This is a genomic window from Streptomyces sp. NPDC002817, from assembly GCF_053592055.1.
Genome location: NZ_JBSFUY010000022.1, coordinates 101,852 through 125,547 on the forward strand (window position 1 = coordinate 101,852; position 23,696 = coordinate 125,547).

Annotated in this window: 21 protein-coding genes and 1 pseudogene; 9 read left to right on the forward strand and 13 right to left on the reverse strand. The window is 71.2% G+C overall.

Going from position 1 to position 23,696, the window contains the following annotated elements:
• Positions 1 to 38 precede the first annotated feature (38 nt).
• Entirely contained in the window at positions 39 to 899 is an 861-nt protein-coding gene (locus ACWD3I_RS32895; protein ID WP_365395862.1) for a zinc-binding alcohol dehydrogenase family protein, read from the reverse strand.
• A gap of 144 nt (positions 900 to 1,043) precedes the next feature.
• Here ACWD3I_RS32895 and ACWD3I_RS32900 point away from each other — a divergent pair, with 144 nt between their 5' ends.
• Together ACWD3I_RS32900 and ACWD3I_RS32905 are read left to right on the forward strand one after the other, a co-directional pair.
• Entirely contained in the window at positions 1,044 to 1,841 is a 798-nt protein-coding gene (locus tag ACWD3I_RS32900) for a VOC family protein (RefSeq protein ID WP_365395860.1), read from the forward strand.
• A gap of 34 nt (positions 1,842 to 1,875) precedes the next feature.
• Complete coding sequence (locus ACWD3I_RS32905) at positions 1,876 to 2,586, forward strand: ribonuclease H family protein (protein ID WP_365395857.1); 711 nt, start codon at positions 1,876 to 1,878, stop codon at positions 2,584 to 2,586.
• On the opposite strand, the gene melC2 is transcribed toward ACWD3I_RS32905, so the two are convergent.
• Both melC2 and melC1 read right to left on the reverse strand, forming a co-directional pair.
• The gene (melC2, locus tag ACWD3I_RS32910) at positions 2,587 to 3,411 is read right to left on the reverse strand and encodes a tyrosinase MelC2 (RefSeq protein WP_365395854.1); all 825 of its coding nucleotides are present in this window, start codon (positions 3,409 to 3,411) and stop codon (positions 2,587 to 2,589) included.
• A 31-nt stretch (positions 3,412 to 3,442) separates the two neighbouring features.
• Positions 3,443 to 3,790, reverse strand: coding sequence for an apotyrosinase chaperone MelC1 (gene melC1 / locus ACWD3I_RS32915; protein ID WP_266896829.1), 348 nt, complete (start codon positions 3,788 to 3,790; stop codon positions 3,443 to 3,445).
• Between the two features lie 314 nt (positions 3,791 to 4,104).
• On the opposite strand from melC1, the gene ACWD3I_RS32920 reads away from it, so the two are divergent.
• The 3 genes from ACWD3I_RS32920 (at position 4,105) to ACWD3I_RS32930 (ending at position 7,433) form a co-directional block, all read left to right on the forward strand.
• Positions 4,105 to 5,316 carry an FAD-dependent monooxygenase gene (locus tag ACWD3I_RS32920; RefSeq protein WP_365395972.1) on the forward strand — a complete coding sequence of 404 codons (1,212 nt, stop codon included), beginning with the start codon at positions 4,105 to 4,107 and terminating at the stop codon, positions 5,314 to 5,316.
• An 81-nt stretch (positions 5,317 to 5,397) separates the two neighbouring features.
• Positions 5,398 to 6,852, forward strand: coding sequence for an MFS transporter (locus ACWD3I_RS32925; RefSeq protein ID WP_365395851.1), 1,455 nt, complete (start codon positions 5,398 to 5,400; stop codon positions 6,850 to 6,852).
• Positions 6,849 to 7,433, forward strand: coding sequence for a TetR/AcrR family transcriptional regulator (locus tag ACWD3I_RS32930; RefSeq protein WP_365395848.1), 585 nt, complete (start codon positions 6,849 to 6,851; stop codon positions 7,431 to 7,433). The genes ACWD3I_RS32925 and ACWD3I_RS32930 overlap by 4 nt, the downstream gene beginning before the upstream one ends.
• On the opposite strand, the gene ACWD3I_RS32935 is transcribed toward ACWD3I_RS32930, so the two are convergent.
• A complete protein-coding gene (locus ACWD3I_RS32935) occupies positions 7,430 to 9,109 on the reverse strand; it encodes a cholesterol oxidase substrate-binding domain-containing protein (RefSeq protein WP_451084250.1) in 1,680 nt (559 codons plus the stop codon). The two genes, ACWD3I_RS32930 and ACWD3I_RS32935, sit on opposite strands and share 4 nt — an antisense overlap.
• Before the next feature lie 137 nt (positions 9,110 to 9,246).
• Between ACWD3I_RS32935 and ACWD3I_RS32940 the strand changes: the two genes are divergently transcribed.
• Together ACWD3I_RS32940 and ACWD3I_RS32945 are read left to right on the forward strand one after the other, a co-directional pair.
• Entirely contained in the window at positions 9,247 to 10,230 is a 984-nt protein-coding gene (locus ACWD3I_RS32940; protein WP_365395842.1) for an aldo/keto reductase, read from the forward strand.
• A gap of 58 nt (positions 10,231 to 10,288) precedes the next feature.
• A complete protein-coding gene (locus ACWD3I_RS32945; RefSeq protein ID WP_365395839.1) occupies positions 10,289 to 10,777 on the forward strand; it encodes a DUF6328 family protein in 489 nt (162 codons plus the stop codon).
• Here the strand turns inward: ACWD3I_RS32945 and ACWD3I_RS32950 are convergent.
• From ACWD3I_RS32950 to ACWD3I_RS32965, 4 genes and pseudogenes are all read right to left on the reverse strand, one after another.
• Positions 10,698 to 11,396, reverse strand: coding sequence for a DUF2238 domain-containing protein (locus ACWD3I_RS32950; protein ID WP_365395836.1), 699 nt, complete (start codon positions 11,394 to 11,396; stop codon positions 10,698 to 10,700). The genes ACWD3I_RS32945 and ACWD3I_RS32950 overlap by 80 nt on opposite strands.
• A gap of 72 nt (positions 11,397 to 11,468) precedes the next feature.
• On the reverse strand, positions 11,469 to 11,894 hold the full coding sequence (locus tag ACWD3I_RS32955) for an SsgA family sporulation/cell division regulator (RefSeq protein WP_365395833.1): 426 nt from the start codon (positions 11,892 to 11,894) through the stop codon (positions 11,469 to 11,471).
• A 65-nt stretch (positions 11,895 to 11,959) separates the two neighbouring features.
• On the reverse strand, positions 11,960 to 12,991 hold the full coding sequence (locus ACWD3I_RS32960) for a hypothetical protein (protein WP_365395830.1): 1,032 nt from the start codon (positions 12,989 to 12,991) through the stop codon (positions 11,960 to 11,962).
• A gap of 54 nt (positions 12,992 to 13,045) precedes the next feature.
• A pseudogene (locus ACWD3I_RS32965) lies at positions 13,046 to 13,930 on the reverse strand (TIGR03557 family F420-dependent LLM class oxidoreductase).
• An 84-nt stretch (positions 13,931 to 14,014) separates the two neighbouring features.
• Between ACWD3I_RS32965 and ACWD3I_RS32970 the strand changes: the two are divergent.
• Positions 14,015 to 15,427: a serine hydrolase domain-containing protein gene (locus tag ACWD3I_RS32970; protein ID WP_365395827.1), complete on the forward strand. Its 1,413-nt coding sequence runs from the start codon at positions 14,015 to 14,017 to the stop codon at positions 15,425 to 15,427.
• Here ACWD3I_RS32970 and ACWD3I_RS32975 read toward each other — a convergent pair.
• The 5 genes from ACWD3I_RS32975 to ACWD3I_RS32995 all read right to left on the reverse strand — a co-directional run bounded on the left by ACWD3I_RS32975 (position 15,419) and on the right by ACWD3I_RS32995 (position 21,631).
• Complete coding sequence (locus tag ACWD3I_RS32975; RefSeq protein WP_365395969.1) at positions 15,419 to 17,026, reverse strand: serine/threonine protein kinase; 1,608 nt, start codon at positions 17,024 to 17,026, stop codon at positions 15,419 to 15,421. The genes ACWD3I_RS32970 and ACWD3I_RS32975 overlap by 9 nt on opposite strands.
• A 125-nt stretch (positions 17,027 to 17,151) precedes the next feature.
• Positions 17,152 to 18,111 carry a threonine/serine dehydratase gene (locus ACWD3I_RS32980; protein WP_365395824.1) on the reverse strand — a complete coding sequence of 320 codons (960 nt, stop codon included), beginning with the start codon at positions 18,109 to 18,111 and terminating at the stop codon, positions 17,152 to 17,154.
• Positions 18,112 to 18,208: 97 nt separating this feature from the next.
• The gene (locus ACWD3I_RS32985) at positions 18,209 to 18,886 is read right to left on the reverse strand and encodes an AIM24 family protein (RefSeq protein WP_266896855.1); all 678 of its coding nucleotides are present in this window, start codon (positions 18,884 to 18,886) and stop codon (positions 18,209 to 18,211) included.
• Between the two features lie 57 nt (positions 18,887 to 18,943).
• The gene (locus tag ACWD3I_RS32990; protein ID WP_365395821.1) at positions 18,944 to 20,323 is read right to left on the reverse strand and encodes a CAP domain-containing protein; all 1,380 of its coding nucleotides are present in this window, start codon (positions 20,321 to 20,323) and stop codon (positions 18,944 to 18,946) included.
• 81 nt (positions 20,324 to 20,404) lie between these two features.
• Positions 20,405 to 21,631: a serine hydrolase domain-containing protein gene (locus tag ACWD3I_RS32995; RefSeq protein WP_365395818.1), complete on the reverse strand. Its 1,227-nt coding sequence runs from the start codon at positions 21,629 to 21,631 to the stop codon at positions 20,405 to 20,407.
• Between the two features lie 303 nt (positions 21,632 to 21,934).
• Between ACWD3I_RS32995 and ACWD3I_RS33000 the strand changes: the two genes are divergently transcribed.
• Positions 21,935 to 23,692 carry a M4 family metallopeptidase gene (locus ACWD3I_RS33000; protein WP_365395815.1) on the forward strand — a complete coding sequence of 586 codons (1,758 nt, stop codon included), beginning with the start codon at positions 21,935 to 21,937 and terminating at the stop codon, positions 23,690 to 23,692.
• Positions 23,693 to 23,696 lie beyond the last annotated feature (4 nt).

A 23,696-nucleotide genomic window follows, 5' to 3' on the forward strand; every position in this document is an offset into this window, starting at 1 on the left:
CGTGACAGCGCGTACGTGTGGGTGGTCGCCCGCACGCCCTAGCGGGCGGCGAGCGCCAGGAACTCCCGGGCGTCCTCGGGTGTGTTCGAGGTGACGCTGCGGACCTGTTTCTGGATGCCGGCGACGGCCGGCGTTCCGCCCCGGTCGAGGGCGCGCAGTGCCACCGGGACCAGAACGCCGACCGGGGCGAACAGGATCGCGCTGTCCAGAGGCTCGGGTGGCGGGGCGTACGCGTCCTGCGCGGAGGTGGCGCCCAGGTCGAGCGCCGGCCGCCGTGCCGCCTGCCCGCGGGTGAGGACGTGCACGGTGGCACCCTCGGAGAGCGCGATCCGGGCGCACAGGTGGGCGCTGCCCCCGAACCCGTACAGCCCGAGTCGTCCGCCCGGCGGGAGCGCGGCCCGGCGCAGCGCGCGGTGGCCGATGATGCCCGCGCACAGCAGCGGTGCGGCGGGGACGTCGTCGAGGCCGTCCGGCAGCCGGTGGGCGAAGGCGGCGGGCACGGTCGCGTACTCCGCGTACTCCGCGTATCCGCCGTCGGCGTCCCAGCCCGTGTACCGGGAGGCCGGGCACAGGTTCTCGGCCCCGCGCAGGCAGTAGGGGCGGGTCCCGTCGGTCCGGCGCGGCCAGGCGACGCCCACCCGGTCGCCCACGGCGAAACCGCCCGTCGCACGAGCCACCGCACCGACGACCTCGTGCCCCGGTGTCACCCCGGCCCGGCGCACCGGCAGCTCTCCCTCGACGACGTGCAGACCGGTGCGGCACACCCCGCGGGAGGTCACCCGCACGAGCAGCTCGTCGTCCGCCGGCACCGGCATCGGCTTCTCGACGAACGCGAACCGGAGGGATGCCTCCTCGGAGCCTTCCGCGGGCCCCGGCCGCACCACGGACCACGCCCGCATCGCACCACCCGTCGTACCGTCCCCCTCTCCGTGACGGCCCCCTTTCCCGTCCGAAACGGACCGAACCGTTCGGCGCGCGACCCGCCGGCGGGGTGACTAGCGTGAGAAACGGACCGACCACCGAAACCGGAGAGGGCCGCAGTCATGGCCGTACAACCTGAGGGAACCCCCTGTTGGGCCGATGCGATGTTCAGTGACGTCGAGGGAGCCAAGAGTTTCTACGGCGACGTCCTCGGCTGGACCTTCGGCGAGGCGTCGTCGGAGTACGGCAACTACACCCAGGCGTACTCGGACGGCAAGGCTGTCGCCGCCGTCGTCCCGCCCATGCCGGGCCAGGAGCAGGGCCCCTCGCAGTGGTGCCTCTATCTGGCGAGCCCGGACGCCGCTGCCACGGCCGGCAAGATCCGTGAGAACGGCGGGGAAGTACTGATGGAGCCCATGGCGGTCGGCGACTTCGGCACCATGTGTCTGGCCCGCGACCCGAGCGGCGCTGTCTTCGGCGTCTGGCAGGCCGGACAGCACGAGGGCTTCGAGGCGATCGGCGAGCCGGGGGCGTACGCCTGGGCGGAGGTCTTCACCCGGGAGCCCGCGAAGACGGACGACTTCCTCACGGCCGTCTTCCCGTACCGCGCGAAGCAGATGGAGGACCACGCGGTCGACTTCCGTATCTTCGACATCGGCGAGAACACCGTCCTCGGCCGCATGAAGATGACGGACGACTTCCCGCCCGAGGTCCCGTCGTACGTCAACGTCTACTTCGCCGTGCCCGACTGCGACGACGCCGTCGCCAAGGCCACCAAGCTCGGTGGCATCCTGCGCTTCGGGCCGATGTCCAGCCCCTTCGGCCGGTTCGCCGCGCTGAGCGACCCGCAGGGCGCGAGCTTCTCGGTGATCGACCTGGGCACGACCGAGGGTGAGATGCCGAAGATCTCGGAGGTCTGAGGACCGGTGGCCGGGCGCCCCGCCCCTCCGTGGCATGATCGGGCCCATGCGTGAACGTGTGGTGGCCGCTTGCGACGGCGCTTCGAAGGGAAATCCCGGACCGGCAGGATGGGCCTGGGTCGTCGCGGACGACACGGAGACCCCGGCCCGCTGGGAGGCGGGGCCGCTCGGCAAGGCCACCAACAACGTCGCGGAACTCACCGCACTGGAACGCCTGTTGACGGCGGTCGAGCCGGACGTGCCGCTGGAGATCCGGATGGACTCCCAGTACGCCATGAAGGCCGTCACCACCTGGCTGCCCGGCTGGAAGCGCAACGGCTGGAAGACCGCCGCCGGCAAGCCGGTCGCCAACCAGGACCTGGTCGTCCGCATCGACGAACTGCTCGACGGCCGCAAGGTCGACTTCCGCTACGTCCCCGCCCACCAGGTCGACGGCGATCGCCTCAACGACTTCGCGGACCGCGCCGCCAGCCAGGCCGCCATCGTCCAGGAGCCCGCGGGCAGCGACCAGGGCTCGCCCGAGCCGCCGCCCTCGCCCGACACCCCGAAGAGCTCCCGCCCCGCCAAGGCCAAGTCGCCCCGGCGGAGCGGGGGTCCGGCCGCCTCGGCGTCCTCGGGGTCTCGCACCATCAAGGCCAAGTTCCCCGGCCGCTGTCTGTGCGGCCGCCCCTACGCGGCCGGCGCGGACATCGCGAAGAACGCGCAGGGCTGGGGACACCCGGAGTGCCGTACGGCGGACGCCTGATCAGTCGGTGTCGAACGTGTAGTGCGCCCGGTGGTCCAGCAGGTCCGCCGGGCGTACGTCGTTCCACGGCTTCATCGTCTCGTCCAGGTCGACCACGTCCCGCGTCCCGGCGGCGGGCAGATACCCCGAGTCCGGGTGCCGGCGCTGCCACTCGGCCCACAGCTTGTCGACATAGGCGTGGTGCAGCCAGAACACCGGGTCGTTGGGGGAGACCCCGGTCGCCATCTGGCCGCCGACCCAGACATGGACCCGGTTGTGGAGATTGACCCCGCGCCACCCTTCGAGGTGGTTGCGGAAGCCGTCCGACGTGCTGTTCCAGGGCGCCATGTCGTACGTCGACATGGCCAGCACGGAGTCGACCTCCGCCCGCGTCGGCAGTTCGCGCACGGATCCGCCGAGCGAGCGGCGCAGGAACGTACGGGCGTCCACCCGCACGGATATGGGCCAGTTGCCGGCCGCCGCGGAGAACGGCCCGTCCATCACCTGGCCGTCGCGGCTGCGGCCGGTGCCGCCGAGGAAGTCCGGCGCCCACAGCGAGGCGCGCGGGGAGCGGTCGGTGGACCAGTCCCAGTACGGGAGCGCCACCGACGCGTCCACCGACTGCAGGGCCCGCTCGAACTCGAGGAGGTATCTGCGGTGCCAGGGCAGGAACGAGGGCGAACGGTGGCCCGTACGTTCGCTGTTGTCGGTGTCGGACATGATGAAGGCGTTGTGCGTGGTGACGAAGGCGTCGTAGCGGCCGCTGCGCTTCAGTTCCAGGACGGCGGCGACGAACCGCCGCTTCTCGTCGGCGTTCAGGCTCGCCTGGTTCTTGCGGACGGTCATGTGCGGTACTCCAAGGTGCGTACGGGACAGGTCAGTTGGCGGGGAACGGGACGAGTCGTGCGCCCCGCAGCTCGTCGACCGCAGCCCGTGCGGCGGCCTTCGGCGTCGGTACCGGGTCGTAGTGGCTGACGACGCTGATCCAGGTGCCGTCGGCGTTCCGCATCACGTGCAGTTCCGCGCCGTCGACGAACACGGCGTATCCGGTGCCGTGGTGGTGACCGCCCGCGGCGGCGGGGTGGCCCTGGATGCGGCGGCCCTTGTAGACCTCGTCGAAGGCCTCGGGGGAGTGGTCGTGGGCGGCCGCTCGGGGCGCGACGGCGACCGTGGTGGCGAGGGCGGCCGCGGCGGTGAGTGCGCGGCGCCGGGTCAGTTCGGGCATGGGAGTCCTTCCGGTGGTGGGCGACTCCGCATGCCTATCGGCCCCGCGGAGAGCGGGAGAAATCCCTCGGGACCGGTTGGCTACGATCCGGACAATTACCAACATGTCGTGCAACGTTGAACAAAGATGATCTTGCTTCGGCGGGACCCATGGGGTGCCGGAACGGGGAATTCCTTCCGTCGAGGGCCGTGTTTCGGGTGGTCCTTGGCGGACGGGTGTGTCGTCAGTGGCCTGGCTCACCTGGAGAAACTGGCGCAATCACCCTGCTACTCTGTGTCGTCAACTGACCGCTTTGAGTAATACCTGGGGTGCGTGTGAAGGTCGCCTGCGTCGGTGGCGGGCCCGCCGGCCTGTATCTGTCGATCCTGCTGAAACGGCAGGACCCGTCCCACGACATCACCGTCTACGAGCGCAATCCTGAGGGCTCGACCTACGGCTGGGGCGTCACCTACTGGCGTGGTCTGCTCGACAAGCTCCACGAGCACGACCCCGAGACCGCGCGTGCCGTCGAGGAGCACTCGGTCCGCTGGAACGACGGCGTCGCCCATGTGCGGGACCTGACGACCCGCCACCGCGGCGACGAAGGGCACGGCATCGGCCGCCATCGCTTCCTGGAGCTCCTCGCCGCCCGCGCCCGGGAGCTCGGTGTGCGGCTGGAGTTCGAGCACGGGATCACCCCGGAGAACCTGCCCGACGCCGACCTGATCGTGGCCGGCGACGGCGTCCACAGCGCGCTGCGCACCGCGCACGCCGGCCACTTCGGCACCGAGGTCAAGGCGGGCCGCAACCACTACGTCTGGCTCGGCACGACCAAGGTCTTCGACGCCTTCACCTTCGCCTTCGTCGAGACCGACCACGGCTGGATCTGGTGCTACGGCTACGGCTTCGGCCCCGACCGCAGCACCTGCGTCATCGAATGCGCCCCGGAGACCTGGTCGGGCCTCGGCCTCGACGGCGCTGACGAGGCCGAGGGGCTGACCCTGCTGGAGAAGCTCTTCGCCGACGTCCTGGACGGCCACTCCCTCATCGGCCGCGACAGTGCCGACGGCAGCGCCCAGTGGCTCAACTTCCGCACCATCACCAACCGCACCTGGTCCCGCGGCAACCTCGTCCTCATCGGCGACGCCGCCCACACCACCCACTACTCCATCGGCGCCGGCACCACCCTCGCCCTCGAGGACGCCATCGCCCTGGCCACAGCGCTCCGCGAGCACACCGAGCTCCCGCAGGCCCTCGCCCGCTACGAGCGACAACGCAAGGCCGAGCTCCTCTCCGTCCAGAGTGCCGCCCGCTACAGCGCCCAGTGGTACGAGAACCTCCCGCGCTACATCCACCTGCCCCCACAGCAGATGTTCGCCCTGCTCGGCCAGCGTCACTCGCCCCTGCTGCCTTACGTCCCGCCCCAGCTGTACTACCGGCTCGACAAGGCCGCGGGGCAGCTCGAAGCGCTGCGGCGGCTCAAGCGCTGGCTGGGTCCGAAGATCGCGCGCAGCGCCCACACCCGGACCCTGAGCGAGCGGAAGTAGCGGCTTTCCCGCTTGGGTGAATGGCAATTCACCAGCTATGGTGAATTGCCATTCACCCATATTTTTTTCGCTGGAGTGCCGATGGACGAGCCCGCCGCGATACCCCGGCCCCTGCGGGAGCGGCTGACGGTCCCGGTGCTGGCGTTCGGCGGCATCCTCATGGCCGTCATGCAGACCGTGGTCGTCCCGCTGCTCCCGGACCTGCCGCGGCTGACCGGTGCCTCACCCGGCGCCGTCTCCTGGATGGTCACCGCGACCCTCCTCGCCGGCGCCGTCCTCACCCCGGTCCTCGGCCGGGCCGGCGACATGTACGGCAAGCGCAGGGTGCTCATGGCGGCGCTGGGCCTGATGACCGTCGGCTCGGTGCTGTGCGCCCTGTCCTCCGACATCCGGGTACTCATCGCCGCCCGCGCCCTCTCGGGCGCCGCCTCCGCCGTCGTACCGCTGTCCATCAGCATCCTGCGCGACGAACTCCCCCCGGAACGCCGGGGCAACGCGGTGGCGCTGATGAGCTCGACCGTGGGCATCGGCGCCGCGCTGGGCCTGCCGCTCGCGGCGGTCATCGTGCAGTACGCGAACTGGCACGCCATGTTCTGGGTGACCGCCGGCCTGGGCGCGGTGGGCGTCACCTCGGTGTGGTGGGCGGTACGGGAGTCGCCGGTGCGGGAGCCCGGCCGGTTCGACGTGCCGGGCACCCTCGGCCTGGCCGCCGGGCTCGTCAGCCTGCTGCTCGGGGTGTCGCAGGGCGGGCAGTGGGGGTGGGGCAGCGCGCGGATCCTGGGACTCTTCGGCGCCGCCGTCGTCGTACTGGCGCTGTGGTGGTGGCAGCAGTTGCGGGCCGAACGGCCGCTGGTCGATCTGCGGCTCGTGTCGAAGCCGCGGGTCGGGCTCTCACATGTGGCCGCACTGCTGACCGGGTTCGCGTTCTACGCCAACTCCCTGGTCACGGCGCAGCTCGTGCAGGCGCCCCAAGCCACGGGGTACGGGCTCGGGCTGTCGATCGTCCAGACCGGTCTGGTGCTGCTCCCGGGCGGCTTCATCATGCTGCTGTTCTCGCCGGTCTCGGCCCGGATGTCCGCCGCCCGCGGACCGCGCGTCACGCTCGCCCTCGGGGCGCTGGTCATCGCGGCCGGCTACGCCGTGCGCATCGCCGACAGCCACGACCTGTGGATGATCATGGCCGGTGCGGCGGTCGTGGGCACCGGCACCACCCTGGCCTACTCGGCGCTGCCCACCCTCATCCTGCACGCCGTCCCGGCAGGCCAGACGGCCTCCGCCAACGGCGTCAACGTCCTGATGCGCACGATCGGGCAGGCGGTGTCGAGTGCCGCCGTCGCCGCGGTCCTGGTCCGCCACACCAGTCTGGTCGGCGGTGTTCCCGTACCCGCCCTGGACGGCTATCTGCTGGCCTTCGGCGTCGCGGGTGCGGTCGCCCTGGCGGCGTGCGCGACCGCACTGTGCATCCCCGCCGACCCGGAGGCCGACGGAACACGCCGGGCCCGGGGAGCCCGCAAGGAGGTGATGGAGGGAGCATGAGTGCCGTGAGCACCCCACCGACCGCCGCCCCGTCCGCACGCCGGGACGCCGAGGCGACCAAGGCGGCCATCCTCAGGTCGGCCCGCTACCTCCTGGCCCGCCACGCCCACGCCGACATCACCCTGAAGGCGGTCGCCGAACGCGCCGGTGTGAGCCCGCCGTTGATCCTGAAGTACTTCGGCAACAAGGACGCCCTCTTCGCCCGCGTCATGTCCTTCGAGGCCGACGCGGAAGCCCTGCTGGACGCGCCCCTGCAAGAGCTGGGCCGGCACATGGTCCGGCACGTCCTGGAGAGCCAGCGCGAGCGCGGCGCCGACCCCCTGCTGCGCATCGCCTTCGCCCCCCTGCACGGCGAACAGGGCGACATCCTGCGCGCCAACTTCCGCGCCCAGGTCACCGAACGCCTCGCCGAACGCCTCACCGGCCCCGACACCGGACTGCGCGCCGAACTCGCCGTGGGCACCCTTCTCGGCCTCGGCGTGATGTACGGCATCGCCCGCGGACCTCACCTCAGGGCGAGCACGCTCGACACCATCGTCGAGCGATACGCATCCGTGGTGCAGGCCCAGCTCACGCCCTAGCCGAACAGCCGGTCCAGGAAGGCGTTGCCGTACACGCCGTGCGGGTCGAGACGGTCCAGAACGCCGGCCGCCTCCTCCCAGACGCCGTCGCCGAGGGACGCGGGCACCGCCGTGCCGAGCACCTGCTCGTCGTCCCACACCGAGTCGTCCGTGTAGGCCCAGCCCTTGGACCACTCGACACGGGTCAGGGCGTCCGTGCCGTCGTGGCTGTCCAGCAGGAACTGCTCCAGCTCACGCAGGAAGGCCTCCGCGTACGGGGTCCCCGGCAGCGTCAGCACGTCCAGCCAGACGGCGGTGTCCCACTGCGGGTGCTCGCTGTCCGGCCGCAGCGCGGAGAGCAACGGGGCACGGGCGCCGGCGAGTTCGGCGTCGGCCGGGTCGTCCAGGCCCGTCGCCCGGATCTCCACCGAGCCGTTGACCGGGAAGCGGCCCAGGGCCGCGTACGCCGTGAGCCGTTCGCGGTAGAAGTCGGTGAACTCGGCCACGACACGCTGCACCTGGTCCCGGGAGGTGAGCACCGCGTAGCCGTTGGCGTTGATCCGCAGGGTGGTGGGCTTGATGTAGAGCAGCGTGTTCTTGGACGGCCCCCAGATGTCGGCGGACAGCGTCGCCACGAGCCCGAGCACGGACGTGTCGTACTGCGCGTTCCCGAGCACCGGCGCCAGATACCAGGCCGCGTCCGAGACCATCCGTCCGGCGAGGTCCGCCACCAGGGTCGGGACGTTGTCGGAGAACGGATAGTTGTACGGCGACGTCACACGGCGCGAGGTGAGCGGCTTCGTCGGCTCGACGCTCCACACCTTGAACCACGGGAACTCGGTGAACGCGAACCAGATCGCCTCGACGCGCCCGGCCTCGTCCAGGTAGCTCGCGAGGGTGCGTCCGTCGCTGCCGGGCGCGGCGAAGAGCTCACCGGCCGGGATGTCCGTACGGCTGACACAGCGCAGGTTCGCGTTCGCGCCGACCCGCAGGACGACCTCCGTGACGAAGGTCCGTCCGAGATGGGTCAGCAGCGCGGCGGCGTCCGCCTCGTCACGTGCGAAGGTCCGCAGGACGTAGGCCCCGCTGTCCTCGTCCCACACGACCGCCGTCACCGACAGCACCCGGTTGCTCAGCGAGCCGTACGTCTGCCCCGGCAGCCGCTGCTCGCCCCGTGCGGGGACGGCGCTGCCGTGCGCGTCGACCGCCAGGGCGCCGCCGAGGGTGAGATCGCCGGGCGCGGGCGCGGCCGTCACACCGAGTCCGTGTCCCTCCAGGAAGGTCAGCAGGGACTCCATCGAGGCGCCGGCGCCGGCTCGCACGGCGCCGGCGGACTCCAGGGCCAGATCGGTGAGGTGCGCGGTCGTGTCGACGAGCAGCACGGGCGCGTCCGACGACGTGTCCTCGGTGATCGTCAGCGGAGACCAGCCGTGCGAGAAGCCCCGGGCGCGCACCCGCCAGCCGTTCTGCCAGGCCCAGTTGACGACGGCGGCCACCTGGTCCCCGTCGGAAGGCGCACAGGCCCACAGCCCGGCGGCGGTGATCTCGCCGACCCAGTTCCGGTACGCCGAGCGGTAGAGCGCCACCTCGTCCGGGAAGCCGGGCAGTTCCTGCGCGGCGACGGCCGGATCGGCCGGCACGAGGGTCAGGGCGGCGGCACTGAGGAGAAAGCTTCTGCGGGTCCAGTTGTGAGTCACGGGGGTCAAGTTAGGGACCTGCTGACAGAGAGCGCTTGCTCGTCGAGTTCATTCACTCGTGTGAGTGAATGATTCACAGGAGAGCCTCCGGAGGAGCCGGTTCCGCGCACAGAGGTGACGGATGACAGACTGACGCCATGGACGAGCGCACTTTCGGTAGGTCGGGTCAGCACGCATCCGTCGTCGGTCTCGGTACATGGCAGCTGGGCGCCGACTGGGGAGACGTCGACGACAAGGAAGCCCTTTCGGTACTGGAGGCCGCCGCCGAGTCGGGCGTGACCTTCTTCGACACCGCCGACGTGTACGGCGACGGCCGCAGCGAGCAGACCATCGCCACGTTCCTGCGGAGCCGGCCCGACCTGCACGTCCTGGTCGCCACGAAGATGGGCCGCCGGGTCGACCAGATCCCGGAGAACTACGTCCTCGACAACTTCCGCGCCTGGAACGACCGTTCCCGCCGCAACCTCGGCGTCGACCGCCTCGACCTCGTCCAGCTGCACTGCCCGCCCACGCCGGTCTACTCGACGGACGCGGTGTACGACGCGCTGGACACCCTCGTCGAGGAGGAGCGTGTCGCCGCGTACGGCGTCAGTGTGGAGACCTGCGAGGAAGCCCTGACCGCGATCGCCCGGCCGGGCGTGGCCAGCGTGCAGATCATCTTCAACGCGTTCCGCATGAAGCCGCTTCAGAGGGTGCTCCCCGCGGCGCGGGAGGCGGGCGTCGGCATCATCGTCCGGGTGCCCCTGGCCTCCGGTCTGCTGTCCGGCAAGTACACCAAGGACACCGTCTTCCCCGAGAACGACCACCGCACCTACAACCGGCACGGCGAGTCCTTCGACGTCGGCGAGACCTTCTCCGGCGTCGACTACGCGACGGGCGTGGAGGCGGCAGCCGAGTTCTCCGCCCTCGCCCCCGAGGGATACACCCCGGCCCAGCTGGCACTGCGCTGGATCATCCAGCAGCCCGGCGTGACCAGCGTGATCCCCGGCGCCCGCAACCCCGAGCAGGCCCGCGCCAACGCGGCCGCCGCCGCGCTGCCGGAGCTGTCCGAGGAGACGCTCACCGCGATCCGGGACCTCTACAAGGGGCGGATCAAGGACCAGGTCGAGAACCGCTGGTAGTCCATGGGGACGGGAACCCGGCTGTTTGAACGATCAGGCGCCGGGTTACCCGTCCCGCATGGGGCAGGCAGCGGAAACGCGAACAGGACGTGACGAGACCGAGGAAGAGCGCGCCGACCGTATGTGGGGCGAGCTCATGCAGGAGATCCGTGTCGCGCAGATGGGCGTGCAGATTCTGTTCGGCTTCCTGCTGACCGTGGTCTTCACCCCGAAGTACGCGGACCTGGGCGACATCGAGAAGACCATCTACCTCGTGACGGTCGTCCTGGGGGCCACCGCCACCGGCGCCCTCATCGGACCGGTGTCCCTGCACCGTCTGGTGTCCGGGCGGCGCGTGAAGGCGCGTGCGGTGCAGTGGGCGGCACGGCTGACCACCATCGGCCTGGTGCTGCTGCTCGCCACGACGACCGCCTCGCTCCTGCTGATCCTGCGGGTCGCCACCCACGACTCCTTCGTGCCGTGGCTGGTCAGCGGAGTGGTCGCGTGGTACCTGGTGTGCTGGTTCCTGCTGCCGCTGTGGATCCGGCGTCGCTACACGACGGAGTGAAGGCCCGCGCGGCCAGCTGCCGGTCGTGCGGGCGGCTCAGCAGCAGCACCGAGACGGTGGCGCCGACCAGGGCGCAGAACATGTCCCACTGGGTGTCCCACACATCGCCCTGCGTGGCCAGGAAGGCGTCCGCCGCCTGACCGCCGAGTACCGCGGCCAGCCACTCCAGCATCTCGAAGACGGCACTGAAGGCCAGACAGGCGCACACCGTCAGCGGCGCCAGCCAGCGACTGCCCCGCAGCGGCGAGGTCCGGCTGAGCAGCTCCCGCACCGGCACGGCCGGCACGAACCCCTGCATGAGGTGGCCGAACCGGTCGTACGGATTGCGCTCCAGGCCCAGCTCGTCGCGCAGCCAGTTGCCGATCGGCACCTCCGCGTACGTGTAGTGGCCGCCGATCACCAGCACCGGCGCATGGGCGGCCAGCAGACAGCACAGCAGATCGGTCAGCGGGAAGCGCCGCCGAGCCGGCACGATCAGCGGCAGCCCGACCAGCACCCACACCGTCTCCAGGAACCGGGTGGTGCGGTCCTGCGCACCCCAGGCGGAGAGGGCCACTCCCATGAGCACGACCACGACCCCGGCCGGCAGGGCGGGCAGAGGGCGGCGAACTGCTGTCATTTCGGGGCTCTTGCCGTAGGAGCCCCATCGTGGGGCGATGGCGGGGGAGAGGCATGAGTACGGTTACTCAGTTCAGCCCCGTGCGATGACCTCCGCGAGGAAGTCGTCGACCTCGACCTCCTCCTGCCCCGGCAGCACCACCTCGTAGGTCCGGCTCAGGAACGCGGCGACCGTCGGGGCCCACGCGAACACCACGGCGTGATGTCTGCCGCCGCCGGGCCGGGCGTCGCCGAGGAGTTCCATGCGCAGCTCCTTGCCCGCACCCGAGGACGCGGGGCGCAGGCGTACGTCGCCCAGTCCGACCGGTCCGGTCAGCCCCTGGGCGAGCATCTCGCGGTCGAGGCGCCATCGGGCGAGCACCCGGCCGTCGTGGCTGAACACCACCGTCACGGCGAACGGATCGGAGGCGTCGTAGTCCAGATGGGCGAGCACGGGGAAACGATCCGTGTCGCCCGCCTGGAGCTGTACGACCAAGGTCTTGTGCGTCGAGAAGTTCACGAGAGGGCCTCCGGAAAGAACGGACGCGGTGCTGCCCTCAAGTACCCCTCTCACGCGTGAAATGCTCACTCGTGAGGCTGATTCCCCCGAGCGTCGCGCAGGGACGTGATGCACGCGCCGATGGCCTGCTGCAACTCTTCGAGCTGCTGGACCATGTCGTCCTCGTAGAAGTCCTGCGCGTCGTCGAAGGTCAGCTCCTCGAACACCTTCGTCGCCTTCTGGAGACTGCTGTAGAATTTCGTCCGCCGTTCCTGGACACGGAGTTCGGGATCGGCCTCCACGGCCTCGACGACGAGGGTCTTCATGGTGCCGTAGGCCTCGGTGGCCCACTCGCCGGTGTCCTCGTCCTCGTTCAGCTCGTCGAGGAGGGAGAGGTGCCGCTCGGCCTCCTGGCGGAGGTCGGCGGGCGCGTCGACGGTCTGTCCGGCGGGGGTCTTGATCTGGCCCGACTCGGCGATCTGACGGACGTAGCCGATGCGGTCGGCGGACCTGCTCTCGGTGGCGACGGCCTTCTTGAGGTCGTCGGTGCGCACGACGTCACGCGCCAACTCGGCCTGCAGGTCGGGGTCTTCGCGCACCCGGTCCAGGAGCGCCTGGCGGGCGGCCCGGGCAGTGGAGGGGTCGGCGAGGATCGCGGCGCGCAGCGCGGTGGGGTTCTCGGCGACCTCCAGGGCCTTCGTGGGCCGGATGCCCTCGGCCTCGGCGGCCTCGGCGATGGCGGTGCCGCGCTCGGAGGTGGCACTGCTGCGGGAGACGTAGTAGGTCAGCCACACGTCGGCGTCCGGCAGCTCCACCTCCTGGCCCGGCGCGAGCGCCTCGAAGTGCGGGACGAGACCGTCGTCGGCGGCCCGGTCCCACGCCTTGTAGTAGCGCATGACGCGATCGGCGGAGCAGCCGGCGAGCTCGGCGAACTCCTTGGCGGACACCTTCGGCGTCTCGTCCGCGCCCTGGCCGCCGGGCCGTACGCTGCGCGCCACCATCAGCCCGAAGGCCCAGCCTCCGGTCCGCGCGTAGGCGCCGAACTCACGGGCGTCCCGCGCCACGAGGTCGGACAGGGGTGCGGGGGACGTCTCGGACGGGGCGATCGCTAGGGTCACAGGTGACTCTCCTGGGTGGGGGCCGGTCGAACGGCAAGAGTGCAGGGAGGCAGCCTATATCCACCCATTGGCGATGCTTTGGCAACCCCTGTGTGTCCCGTGGTCCAGGGCGTCGTGGAGTGCGGGCAGCAGCGTCTTCTCCGCCCGGTCCAGATACGCCGGCTGCGACTCGCCGCCGATCTGCACCAGGGCGATCTCGGTGAACCCGGCCTCCACGTAGGGGCGTACGGCCTCGACGACGGCGTCCGGCGTCACGAACTGTGTGGCCCCCTCGAACGCATCGGGATGCGGCAGCTCCGAGTCGACCTTCCAGCCGCCGCCGAAATAGCGGAGCTGCGCGTGGGCGCGCTTCACGGCGGTGTCCCGGTCGGGGTCGTGGCAGACCGGCAGCCGCCCGACGCGTGGCTTGCCGGTGCCGCCGTGCCGGTCGAAGGAGTCGAGGAGGGCGGCCTTGGGCTCGGTCGCGATCACCAGGTCCGCGAGCCGGCCCGCGAGGGCGCAGGACTGCTCTCCGGAGACCGCGATGCCCAGGGGCTGCGGTACGTCGGGCAGATCCCACAGCCGGGCGGGCTCCACGGCGAAGTGCGCCCCGCGATGGTTCACATGTCCGCCCCGGAAGAGCGCCCGGATGATCTCGACCGCCTCCTCCGACATCTCGTGCCGTACGTCCGCGGACGGCTGACCGCCGCCCACCACATGCTCGTTGGGATTCTCTCCCGAGCCGAGCCCCAGCCGGAACCGGCCCTCGGAGAGCAACTGCATCGTCGCCGCCCAGCACACTCCAGGCGTACGGCGAGTGACCCTGTGCACGCAGCCACGGAAAGCAGCGGTCCGAGGTCGCCGAGAGGTCGAAGCCCACCTCCTCGGCCCGCCCCACATGGTCGACGAGCTCACAGGGCCGGCCTGCTCGGTCGTCATCGTGTATGCGATGTGCACCACAAGGAGCGGGTCCCCGGGCTTCGGGACGGAAAACGGCTCGCGGACGTCTGGATCATGACGTGATCGCCGGGAGAGGATGGTCGTATGAGCGTTCGCCCCTTGCCCACGAGCACCCCGTCCGCCGAAGGCGTCGACGCGACCGGTGTGCAGGCCCTGCTCGACGCCCTCGAATCCGCCCCGGACATCGAGCCGCACAGTCTGATGGTCCTGCGTCACGGCAAGGTTGTGGCGTCCGGATGGTGGGCGCCGTACACCGCCGGCCGTCCCCATCTCCTGTACTCGCTCAGCAAGAGTTTCACCGCGACGGCCGCCGCCTTCGCCGTCGCCGAGGGACTGCTCCGGCTCGACGACCCGGTGATCTCGTACTTCCCGGAGTTCGACGCCGACATCACCGACCCGCGCAGCCGCGCGATGCTCGTCCGGCATGTCACGACGATGGCCAGCGGTCATGAGGCCGAGACCTATGACCGGGCGCTGGCGACGGACCGCGAGGAGCCGGTGCGCGGCTTCCTGCTGCTGCCGCCGGACCGCGACCCGGGCACGGTCTTCGCCTACAACCAGCCCACCACCTACACCCTCGCCGCGATCGTCCAGCGGGTGACCGGCCTGCCGCTGACCGAGTATCTGCGCCCGCGCCTCCTCGATCCCCTCGGCATCGGCGACGTGGCGTGGGTGCGCGGCCGGACCGGACGCGAGCTGGGCTACAGCGGACTGCACGCCACCACCGACGCGATCGCCCGGCTCGGCCAGCTGTACCTCCAGGGCGGCGTGTGGGAGGGCGAACGGCTGCTGTCGCAGGAGTGGGTCGCCGAGGCGACGCGGTCGCACATCCTCAACGGGGACAGCACGTGGACCGACTGGGCGCAGGGGTACGGCTTCCAGTTCTGGATGTCCCGGCACGGCTACCGCGGGGACGGCGCGTACGGGCAGTACTGCCTCGTGCTGCCCGAGCAGGACGCGGTGGTCGCGATCACCGGGGCCACCGAGGAGATGCAGAAGGTGCTGGACCTGGTCTGGAGCCATCTGCTGCCGGCGCTCGGCGCCGGCCCGCTGCCCGGCCGCGAGGAGGAGGACGTCGCGCTGGCCGAGCGGATGTCCCGGCTCGCGCTGCCGCCGGCGGCGGGCAAGCCCGCACCGCCTGAGCAGGCGGTCGCGTTCACACCGTACGGCGGAGTCTGCGAGGGACTTCCGAAGCTGACGGCGGTCGAGGTCGACGCGGAGGGCCGGCGGCTGACCCTCGTCGAGGACGGCCACCGGCTGGAGTTGCGGTTCGGGGAGCCGGGCTGGACCGTCACCGACGGACCGGTGCCCGCGGCGGTGAGCGGAGGATGGAGCGGCCCGGCCACCCTCGCCCTGGACGTGGCCCTCCTGGAGACCCCGCACCACGTCGACCTGACCTGCTCGCTCACGGACCGGACGTTCACCGCACGGTGGCGCACCCAACCGCTGCACAGCTCCCGCATCCGCGCGATGCGCGCACCCCGCGACTCAGTCTGAGGGCACGCGGAACGTCCGCAGGATCGTCTCCAGGGTCTGCTGGTTGGCGTCGTCGTCCCAGTCGGACGCCGGGGTGGTCCAGCGCAACGAGAAACCCTGGCCCGAGCCGAGGAGGAAGCCGCGGCCCAGGGTGTGCACGCTGGTGCCGTCGACGGTGGCGAGCCACTCCAGGTCGGCGGCCTCGCGGCCCTGGTACGTCGTCGCGCGGATCTCCCCGATCCGCTGGTAGTCGCCGGACTGCTGCAGCCTCGGTTCGACGTCGTCCCGCCAGACGGCGACCGGGTCGTCGCCCACGCGCGTGCTGTAGGTGACCGCGAGCGTGCGCGGGTCGCCCTCCGCGCCGAGGACGACCCGGTACGCCAGATCGTCCTGCTTCGTCGTGCTCAGCGCCTCCCAGCCCTCGGGGAGGGAGACGGAGAAGCCCTGCGGTGAGGTGTAGTGCTGGAACTCCGGTTGCGGAGCCGCCGGCGAGGCGCTCGTGGGGGTGGGCGTCGGCGTGGGTGTCGGACTCTGGGGCGTCGGCGTCGGCGTCGGGGCCGGTGCCTGGCTGGGCTGTGCGGCGGGGACGGAGGCGGAGGCCGAGGCGGACGGCCTGGGCGTGGCCGCGTCGGTCGCGGACTCGTCCGAACCGCCGGGCAGTTCACGGGCCACGGCGACGACCGCCACCGCGACGGTGACGACGGCCAGCGCGGTACCGGCGACCAGGGTGCGCCGGCTCCAGCCCGGTCCACCGGAGGTCAGGCCGCGCAGCCGGGGCCGGGGAGCCGATGCCGGCGCCGCGTCGGGGTCCTCGCTGACGACACGGACGAGCGCCTCGCGGACGACCTGGCGGTTCAGCCGCTCCCTGGAGTTCTTCCGGAGCAGCCCCTGCACGGTCTGGGTGAGCGGCCCGGCCCGCACCGGGCTGCGCAACGGCAGCCGGTCCACGCCCTTCAGCGTGGTCTCCGGGCTGTCCCGGTCCCGGAAGGGCGGGCGGCCCTCGACCATCGTGTACAGCATCGCGCCGAGCGCCCACAGGTCCGCGGCCGGCCCGATGCGCTCGTCGCGGGCCTGTTCCGGGGAGGCGTACGACGGTGCGCTGACCCGGGGTGCGAGCGTCGCGCCGGTCAGGCCGAAGCCGGTGACCACGACGGGGCCCTTGTCCCGCACGAACACCTGGCCGGGGCTGAGCTCGCCGTGGGTGATGCCCTCGCCGTGCCCGGCCTCCAGCACGTCGAGCAGTTCCAGGCCGATACGGGCCGCCCGCACGTGGTTGAACGTGCCTTCCCTTTCCAGGACCTCGCCCAGCGGGGTGCCCTCGATCCACTCGGTGACGGTCCACAGGGTGCCGTACTCCTCGACGGCGTCGACGACCGAGGCGAGCCGGCCCGGGCAGAGCCGCCCCATGGTCTCGGACATCCGGATGACCCGGGCGATCGCGCGGCGCGAGCTCTCGCCGTCCGGATCCGGTGGCAGCCCGATCTGTGTGAGCAGACACGGACGGCCGGCCTCGACGTCCTCCCCGTACCAGCAGACGCGGTTCGTTTCGCGGTGGAGGACCTCCAGGAGCCGGTACCTTCCGGCCACCAGCTCGTGTGTGGAGACGTGCGCCTTGACCATGGTCATCCCTTGCTGAACCTGTCTCTCACCTTTCCCACAGGTACGGCGGGCGTGACGGGGTGCGTTCAGCGGAAAGCGGGGTGCTTTTTCTGATGGGCTGTCACGGGACGGGATTTGACGAATGGTCAGAGCAATTCGAAACGTTCTGCCCAGGTTTTGACATCCCCGGTCGTCGCGTTGCCCCCGCACACCACCAGCCCCAGCCGGGCACCGTCGCCCACCCGCTGAAGCACCTGCCGGGCCGCGGGCACCAGACAGCCGGCGGCGGGCTCGGCCCACACCTTGGCGTGATCGGCCAGCTGCAGCGAACCCTGCACCGCCTCCCGGTCGGTGACCACGAGAACCTCGTCGACCAGGGCCGACACATGGTCGTACGTCAGTTGCGACACGGACGGCGCGCTGAGCGTGGACACGATCGACGACAGCGCGACCGGCACCGGACCGCCCGCGGCCAGCGCCTCGGACATGGCCTGGGCGCCCTCGGTCTCCACACCCCAGATCCGCAGACCCGGGCGCCGGGCGCGCAGCGCGGCCGCGACACCGGCGATCAGTCCGCCGCCTCCGATGCTGACGAGGACGTCGGTGAGTTCACCGGCGTCCTCGGCGAACTCCAGGCCCACGGTTCCCTGCCCGGCGATCACGAGCGGATCGTCGAAGGGGTGGACCAGGGTCAGGCCCTCGTCCCGCAACCGTGTCACCAGCGAGAACGCGCCGTCCATGTCGTCGGTGACCCGCACCGACGCACCGGCGTCCCTGGCGATCTCCACGGCATGGGCAGGCGCCGAACGCGGCATGACGACCGTGGCCTTCACATCGAGCGCCGCGGCCATCACCGCGAGGGCGATGCCGTGGTTGCCGCCGCTGACCGCCACGACTCCGGCGGCCCGCTCGGCCTCGGTGAGCGAGAGCAGCTTCGCCGTCGCGCCACGCGCCTTGAACGAACCGGTGCGCTGGAGGAGTTCGAGCTTGGCGGTGACCGGAACGCCGAGCAGCGCGGACAGCCCGGGGCTCGGCACGGTCGGGGTGCGGACGACGTGTGCGGCGATCCGCTCGGCCGCGGCTTCGATGTCGGAGATCCCGATCAAGACACTCACCCTTCCGGCACGGACGATCCGCACCGCTTCGACCCTGGCGCGGTGCGGGGCGCCGGTCAACACGGTTTCGGGCGGTGGGGTGATCGGCTCAGTGCTGTTGCGCCTTCTGCGGTGTCGCCTCGCTCGGCCGTACGACGACGTACCCCTGGCCCTGGAGCATCAGCTGCACGGCCTCGCCCGACCCGCCGCGCAGCATCGACCCGATGGACTGCGAACGGTGCAGCGAGGTCTGGAGGCCGGCGGTCCAGCCCACGACCGCGTCCGTGTCGACGTACACCGGGTACTGCTGCGAGACCGGGATCACCAGCGGGTTGCCCTCGCACACCAGCCCCAGCCTGCCACTGCCCGTGAAGACGCTGTTGAACAGACCGCCGCCCGAGATGCCCGCGCCCTTCACCGTGGAGATCCGGTACGACAACGAGGCGTCGAAGCACAGGACGTTGCGGCCGTTGACGGTGAACTCGTCGCCCGGGTCGACCTCGACGACGAAGCAGTTCTGCGCCTCGTGCGCGAACCAGGCCTCGCCCTGGCCGCGCACGGTCATCAGCGGCAGTCCCTCACCGGTGACCGCGCGCTTCAGCATGCCGCCGACGCCCTGGCCCTTGCGCTCGAACTGGAGGTTGCCGCGGTAGGCGATCATCGCCCCCTGCCGGGCCAGCATCTCGCCGTTCACCGTGTACCTGATGCACTTCGCGTTCTCGACGGCCATGCCCGGCGTCGTGGCCGGCTGGACCATGTGCTCACTGGAAAAGAGGTCACCCTTCATGGGGGCATGGTGTCCCGGACGATTCCGTTCCGCCATGGGGCCTACCGGCGTGTCGGTTCAGGCGCCGAAGAGCTGTGTCCAGTACGTGCCCGACGAGCCGCCGCCCGCGAAGCCGATCCCGATATGGGTGAAGTCGGGTTTGAGGATGTTGGCGCGATGGCCCGGACTGTTCATCCAGCCCTCCACGACTTCGGCGGGGGACCGCTGGCCGCAGGCGATGTTCTCGCCGATGGAGCGCCGCCCCGACCCCGCGGCGGCCGCCCGGTCCCAGGGCTGGCTGCCGTCCGGCGAGGTGTGGGAGTAGAAGGCGCGAGCGATCATGTCGGCGCTGTGGGTCTGTGCGGCGGTGGTGAGGAAGGGGTCGACGGCCAGCGGAGGCAGGCCGTGCCGGGCACGCTCGCGGTTGGTGAGGCCGACGACCTCGGACGCCGTGCGGCTCAGGTCGCCCGGGGTGAGGGGCCTGGCCCACAGTGCCGTCCAGTAGGTCTCACCGGTGCGGCCGTCGGAGGCGTGGGCCAGTCCCGCGTGCGTGAAGGCCGGGTCGCTGAGGGTCTGGCGCGGCTGGGCGGTGCGCAGGCAGTAGTCGACGAACTCGGCGGGGGTGCGCGGGCCGGAGACGAGGTGTTCGCCGACGGTGACGTACGCGTACCCGGTGGCGGTGAGCCGCTGGTAGACGGAGATGCCGTCCGCGCCCTGGACGCCGAGGCTTCGGACCGCGGCCATCGCGGAGGCGTGGGCCTGGGCGGCGGAGGTGAGGCGGGTGTCGGGGGAGACGGGCGGGGAACCGGCGGCGGCGCGGGCGGAGTTGACCAGGGTGAAGAACGCGTCGGGGGCGGCGGAGGGCCTGTGCGGCCCGACAGGGCTCGGGGGTGTGCGCGGGGCCATGGGCGGCCGCGAGGGCATCGGCGGGGGCACGGGCCTCGACGAGGCCATGGGCGGCGTGGAGGCCGGGCTCGGCTCCTCGGTGACATCCACCCCGAAGTCCCGTGCCAGCCCCGCCAGGCCGTCGGCGTACCCCTGTCCCAGCGCGCGCAGCTTCCAGCCGGTGCCCCGCCGGTAGATCTCCGCGAGCAGCAGCACCGTCTCCTGGCGGGGGCGTGGCGGGGCGAACCGGGCGAGTGCGCGGCCGCCCGGGCCGGCGAGGTGGAGGGTGGGTGCGGGCAGGCGGCCCAGGGGAGTGCCGGGGTCGGCGGGGGTGACGGCGACCGTGATCCGCGTGGCGCCGGCGCGCAGTCGCGCCGGGTCGAGGGTCAGGGTGTCGCCGGAGAGCCGGGCTCCCGGGGCGGCGGGCTGGTTGTAGAACACGAAGTCGCCGTCGCCCCGGACCTTGCCGCTGTCGTCGGTGATGAGCGCGGACACATCGAAGGGACCGGACACCCGGACGGTCACGGCACCGCCCGGGAGGGGCAGATTGCCCCCGGGGACCAACTCGGTCATCGCGCCGTCCTGGTGTCGTCGTACGGAACCCGGTGGGGTTGTCCGAAGAACGCGCGCCCCGTCACCGGGGTTCCCGCCCGGTCAGTCCAGCGCGACGCCGGGGGCGACGTCCTCGTGCCGCTCGACGTGCGCCGATCCTCGGACCGTCGCCGCCCGCTTGCCGCAGAAGGCCGACTCCAGGGTGCCCATCATCGTGTTGAGCACCGTCGCGTTGTTGGAGGTGTTGGCGAGCGCACTGAGGCTGCGCCTGCCGTCCTTCGACGTGAACGCGTACGTGTAGTAGCCCTGGACGGCGCCCGTGTGGCCGTACACCGACGTCCCGCACGACAGGGTGCGGCGGCGCAGGCCGAGGCCGTACGCCGTGGTGCTGTTGACCTTCCACCACCGCTCCATCTGCTCCAGGCTCTTGGCGGAGGTCAGCTCTCCGCCGAGCAGTGCCGACAGGAAGGTGTTGAGGTCCCCGGCGGTGGAGATGAGTGCGCCCGCGCTCTGCGCCCAGGACGTCGTCTGCCGAGTCGCGTCGATCGGTGCCGCACCGGCCGTGTCCGACGTCATGTAGCCGCGGGTGTGGCGGCCGGGGATCTTCGTGGAGGGGTGCACGTACAGCGTGTCGCGCAGTCGGAGCGGCTCGATGATGCGGCTCTGGTAGGCGGTCCCCACGGAGTGGCCGGTCAGCTTCTCGATGAGCATGCCGGCGACCACGAAGTTGGTGTTGGAGTACGAGTAGGCGGCGCCGGGGCTGTTGGTGCGGGCGTGTCGCAGTGAGCGGTCCACCAGCTGGCGGTAGGTGAAGACCTTGGTGCGGACGGCCTCGAAGCCCGGGACCGACCTCGCGAACATGTCGTTGGTGTAGTCGTACAGACCGCTGCGATGGCTCAGGACGTGCCGCACGGTGATGCGGTCGTCGGGCAGCAGGCCGGGCAGATAGCGGTTGACCGAGGCGTCGAGCTTGAGCTTCTTCTCGTCGCGCAGTTGCAGCAGCACCACGGCGGAGAAGGTCTTGGTGACGCTGCCGATGCGGAACCGGTCGAGGGTGCTGATGGTCCGTCGGGTCTTGCGGTCGGCGAGGCCGGTGACCATCCGGTGAACGGTGCCGCCGTCGTCGATCCGTGCCATCGCGCCGGGTGCGCCCTGCCGCAGGGCGGTGCGCAGCACGCCGCGCAGCCCTGTGATGTCGGGCTGGGGCAGGGCCGTGGCGCTCGTCGGGGTCGTGTCGCTCTCGTCGGCCGTGGCGTGGGCCGGGACCGCGAGCAGGGACAGCAGGACCGTGCCCGAGACCGTCGCCCTGCGCAGCGTTGCTGATGTCATCCGAGTGTTCTCCCGTTTCTCCTCGATGCGAGATCGATCACACGCACGTCGGGCAACCTCCTCGCACCCCGTCACATCTCCACAGCCGACGCACAGTTGGTCACTCGTTGCTCACTGAGCGCTGCGGATTCGCAAAGTATTGCCATGAACTGTTGGAAAAGCGACTATTCAGGCTTTACATGGACATGACTCATCCGTAAGGGTTCCGTCCGGGGGCCCGACCAGCCCCCATGGCGCGCAACCGCGCCATGACTCAGGGCGGTTGGTGATCCCGGCCGCCTTTGCACGAAGGAACCCTCAACAGTGCGTAGACCCCATATACGCAGCCTGGCCGTCGCCGTCGCGGTGACGACGGCCGCCACGGGGCTCGCGGGCACGGCCTTCGCCGACCCGTCCACGGGGCAGCCGGGGAAGTCCCCGGCCGTCACGGCCACGTCCGTCGTCGAGGCGGCCCGCGCCGCCGCGTTCGCCCACACCTCGGCCACCGGAGTCGCCCCGGGTGACGAACTCCGGGCCCAGGATGTGCTGATCGACCCGGAGGGCGCCCGGCACGTCCGGTTCGTCCGCGCCCATCGCGGCATGCCGGTCCTCGGCGGCGATCTCGTCGTCCACCTCACCGGGCAACTGGCCTACGCGGGAGTCACCCGCGCGGCCGACCACGCCGTGGAGCCCAAGGCCGCGCGCGCCCGGCTGACGGCCCGGCAGGCCCAGGAGCGTGCCGCCGCAGTCGCCAAGGGCGACGCCGGCCCGGCGGAACTCGTCGTCGACGCCCGTGACGGTGGATCGGCCCTCGCCTACCAGGTACGGGTCACCGGCAGCGCCACCGCCGAGGCGGGCGGCTCCCGCACGGTCGTCGTCGACGCCGTCACCGGCAAGGTGCGCAGCAACACGCCGGACAGCGACGAGTTCCTCTCGCCTCAGCTCATCGACACCCTGCGCGAGCGCGGCGAGAAGCTGGACCCGGCCACCGGCACCGCCCCGCGGGCCGACGCCCTCGCGGCGACCGCCTCGGGCACCGGCAACTCCCTCTTCGCCGGCAAGGTCACGCTGACCACCACCAAGACGGGCAGCCGCAGCTACGTCCTCAAGGACCCCAACCGCTGGGGCACCGAGACCCGGGACGCGAAGGGCCAGGAACTGGAGAACTTCGCCCGCGGCAAGAAGTTCACCAGCACCACCAACAAGTGGGGCAACGGCACCGTCTCCAACCGTGCCAGCGCCGCCGTCGACGCCCAGTACGGCATCACCAAGACCCTGGACTTCTACAAGAAGACCTTCGGCCGCAAGGGCATCGCCAACAACTCCAAGGGCGCCAAGGCGATGGTCCACTTCGGCAACAAGGTGGCCAACGCGTTCTGGGACCCGGCCTGCGGCTGCATGCTGTACGGCGACGGCGACGGCGACATGTTCAAGAAGCCGCTCGTCGTCCTCGACGTCACCGGCCACGAACTCACCCACGGTGTCGTGGACGCCACCGCCCGTCTGGAGCCCACCCGCGTGGACGCGGACGGCAACCAGTACGGCGAGGCCGGCTCCCTCAACGAGTCGCTGGCCGACATCTTCGGCTCGAACGTCGAGTTCAGCGCCAACAACCCGAAGAACCCGCCGAACTACCTGCTCGGCGAGAAGCTCGGCCTGGACCAGAAGTTCCTGCGCCGCCTCGACAAGCCCTCCCTGGACGTGCTCGAAGGCGCCATCGACTACTGGTCACCGGCCGTCTACGACGCCGAGGTCCACGCCGGCTCCGGCGTCTCCTCGCACGCGTACTACCTGCTCGCAGAAGGCAGTGGCCGCAAGAAGATCGGCAGCGTCACCTACGATTCGCCGACCGTCGACGGCCTGCCCGCGAAGGGCATCGGACGCGCCAAGGCCACGGCGGTCTACTACCGTGCCCTGACCCGCTACATGGTCTCCACCACCGACTTCCACGACGCCCGCACGGCGACCCTGAAGGCGGCGAAGGACCTCTACGGGGCGGGCAGCACCGAGTACAAGGCGGTGAACCGGTCCTGGGCCGCCGTCAACGTGACCGCGGCCAACACCCCGGCCGCCCGGCACTGACGGC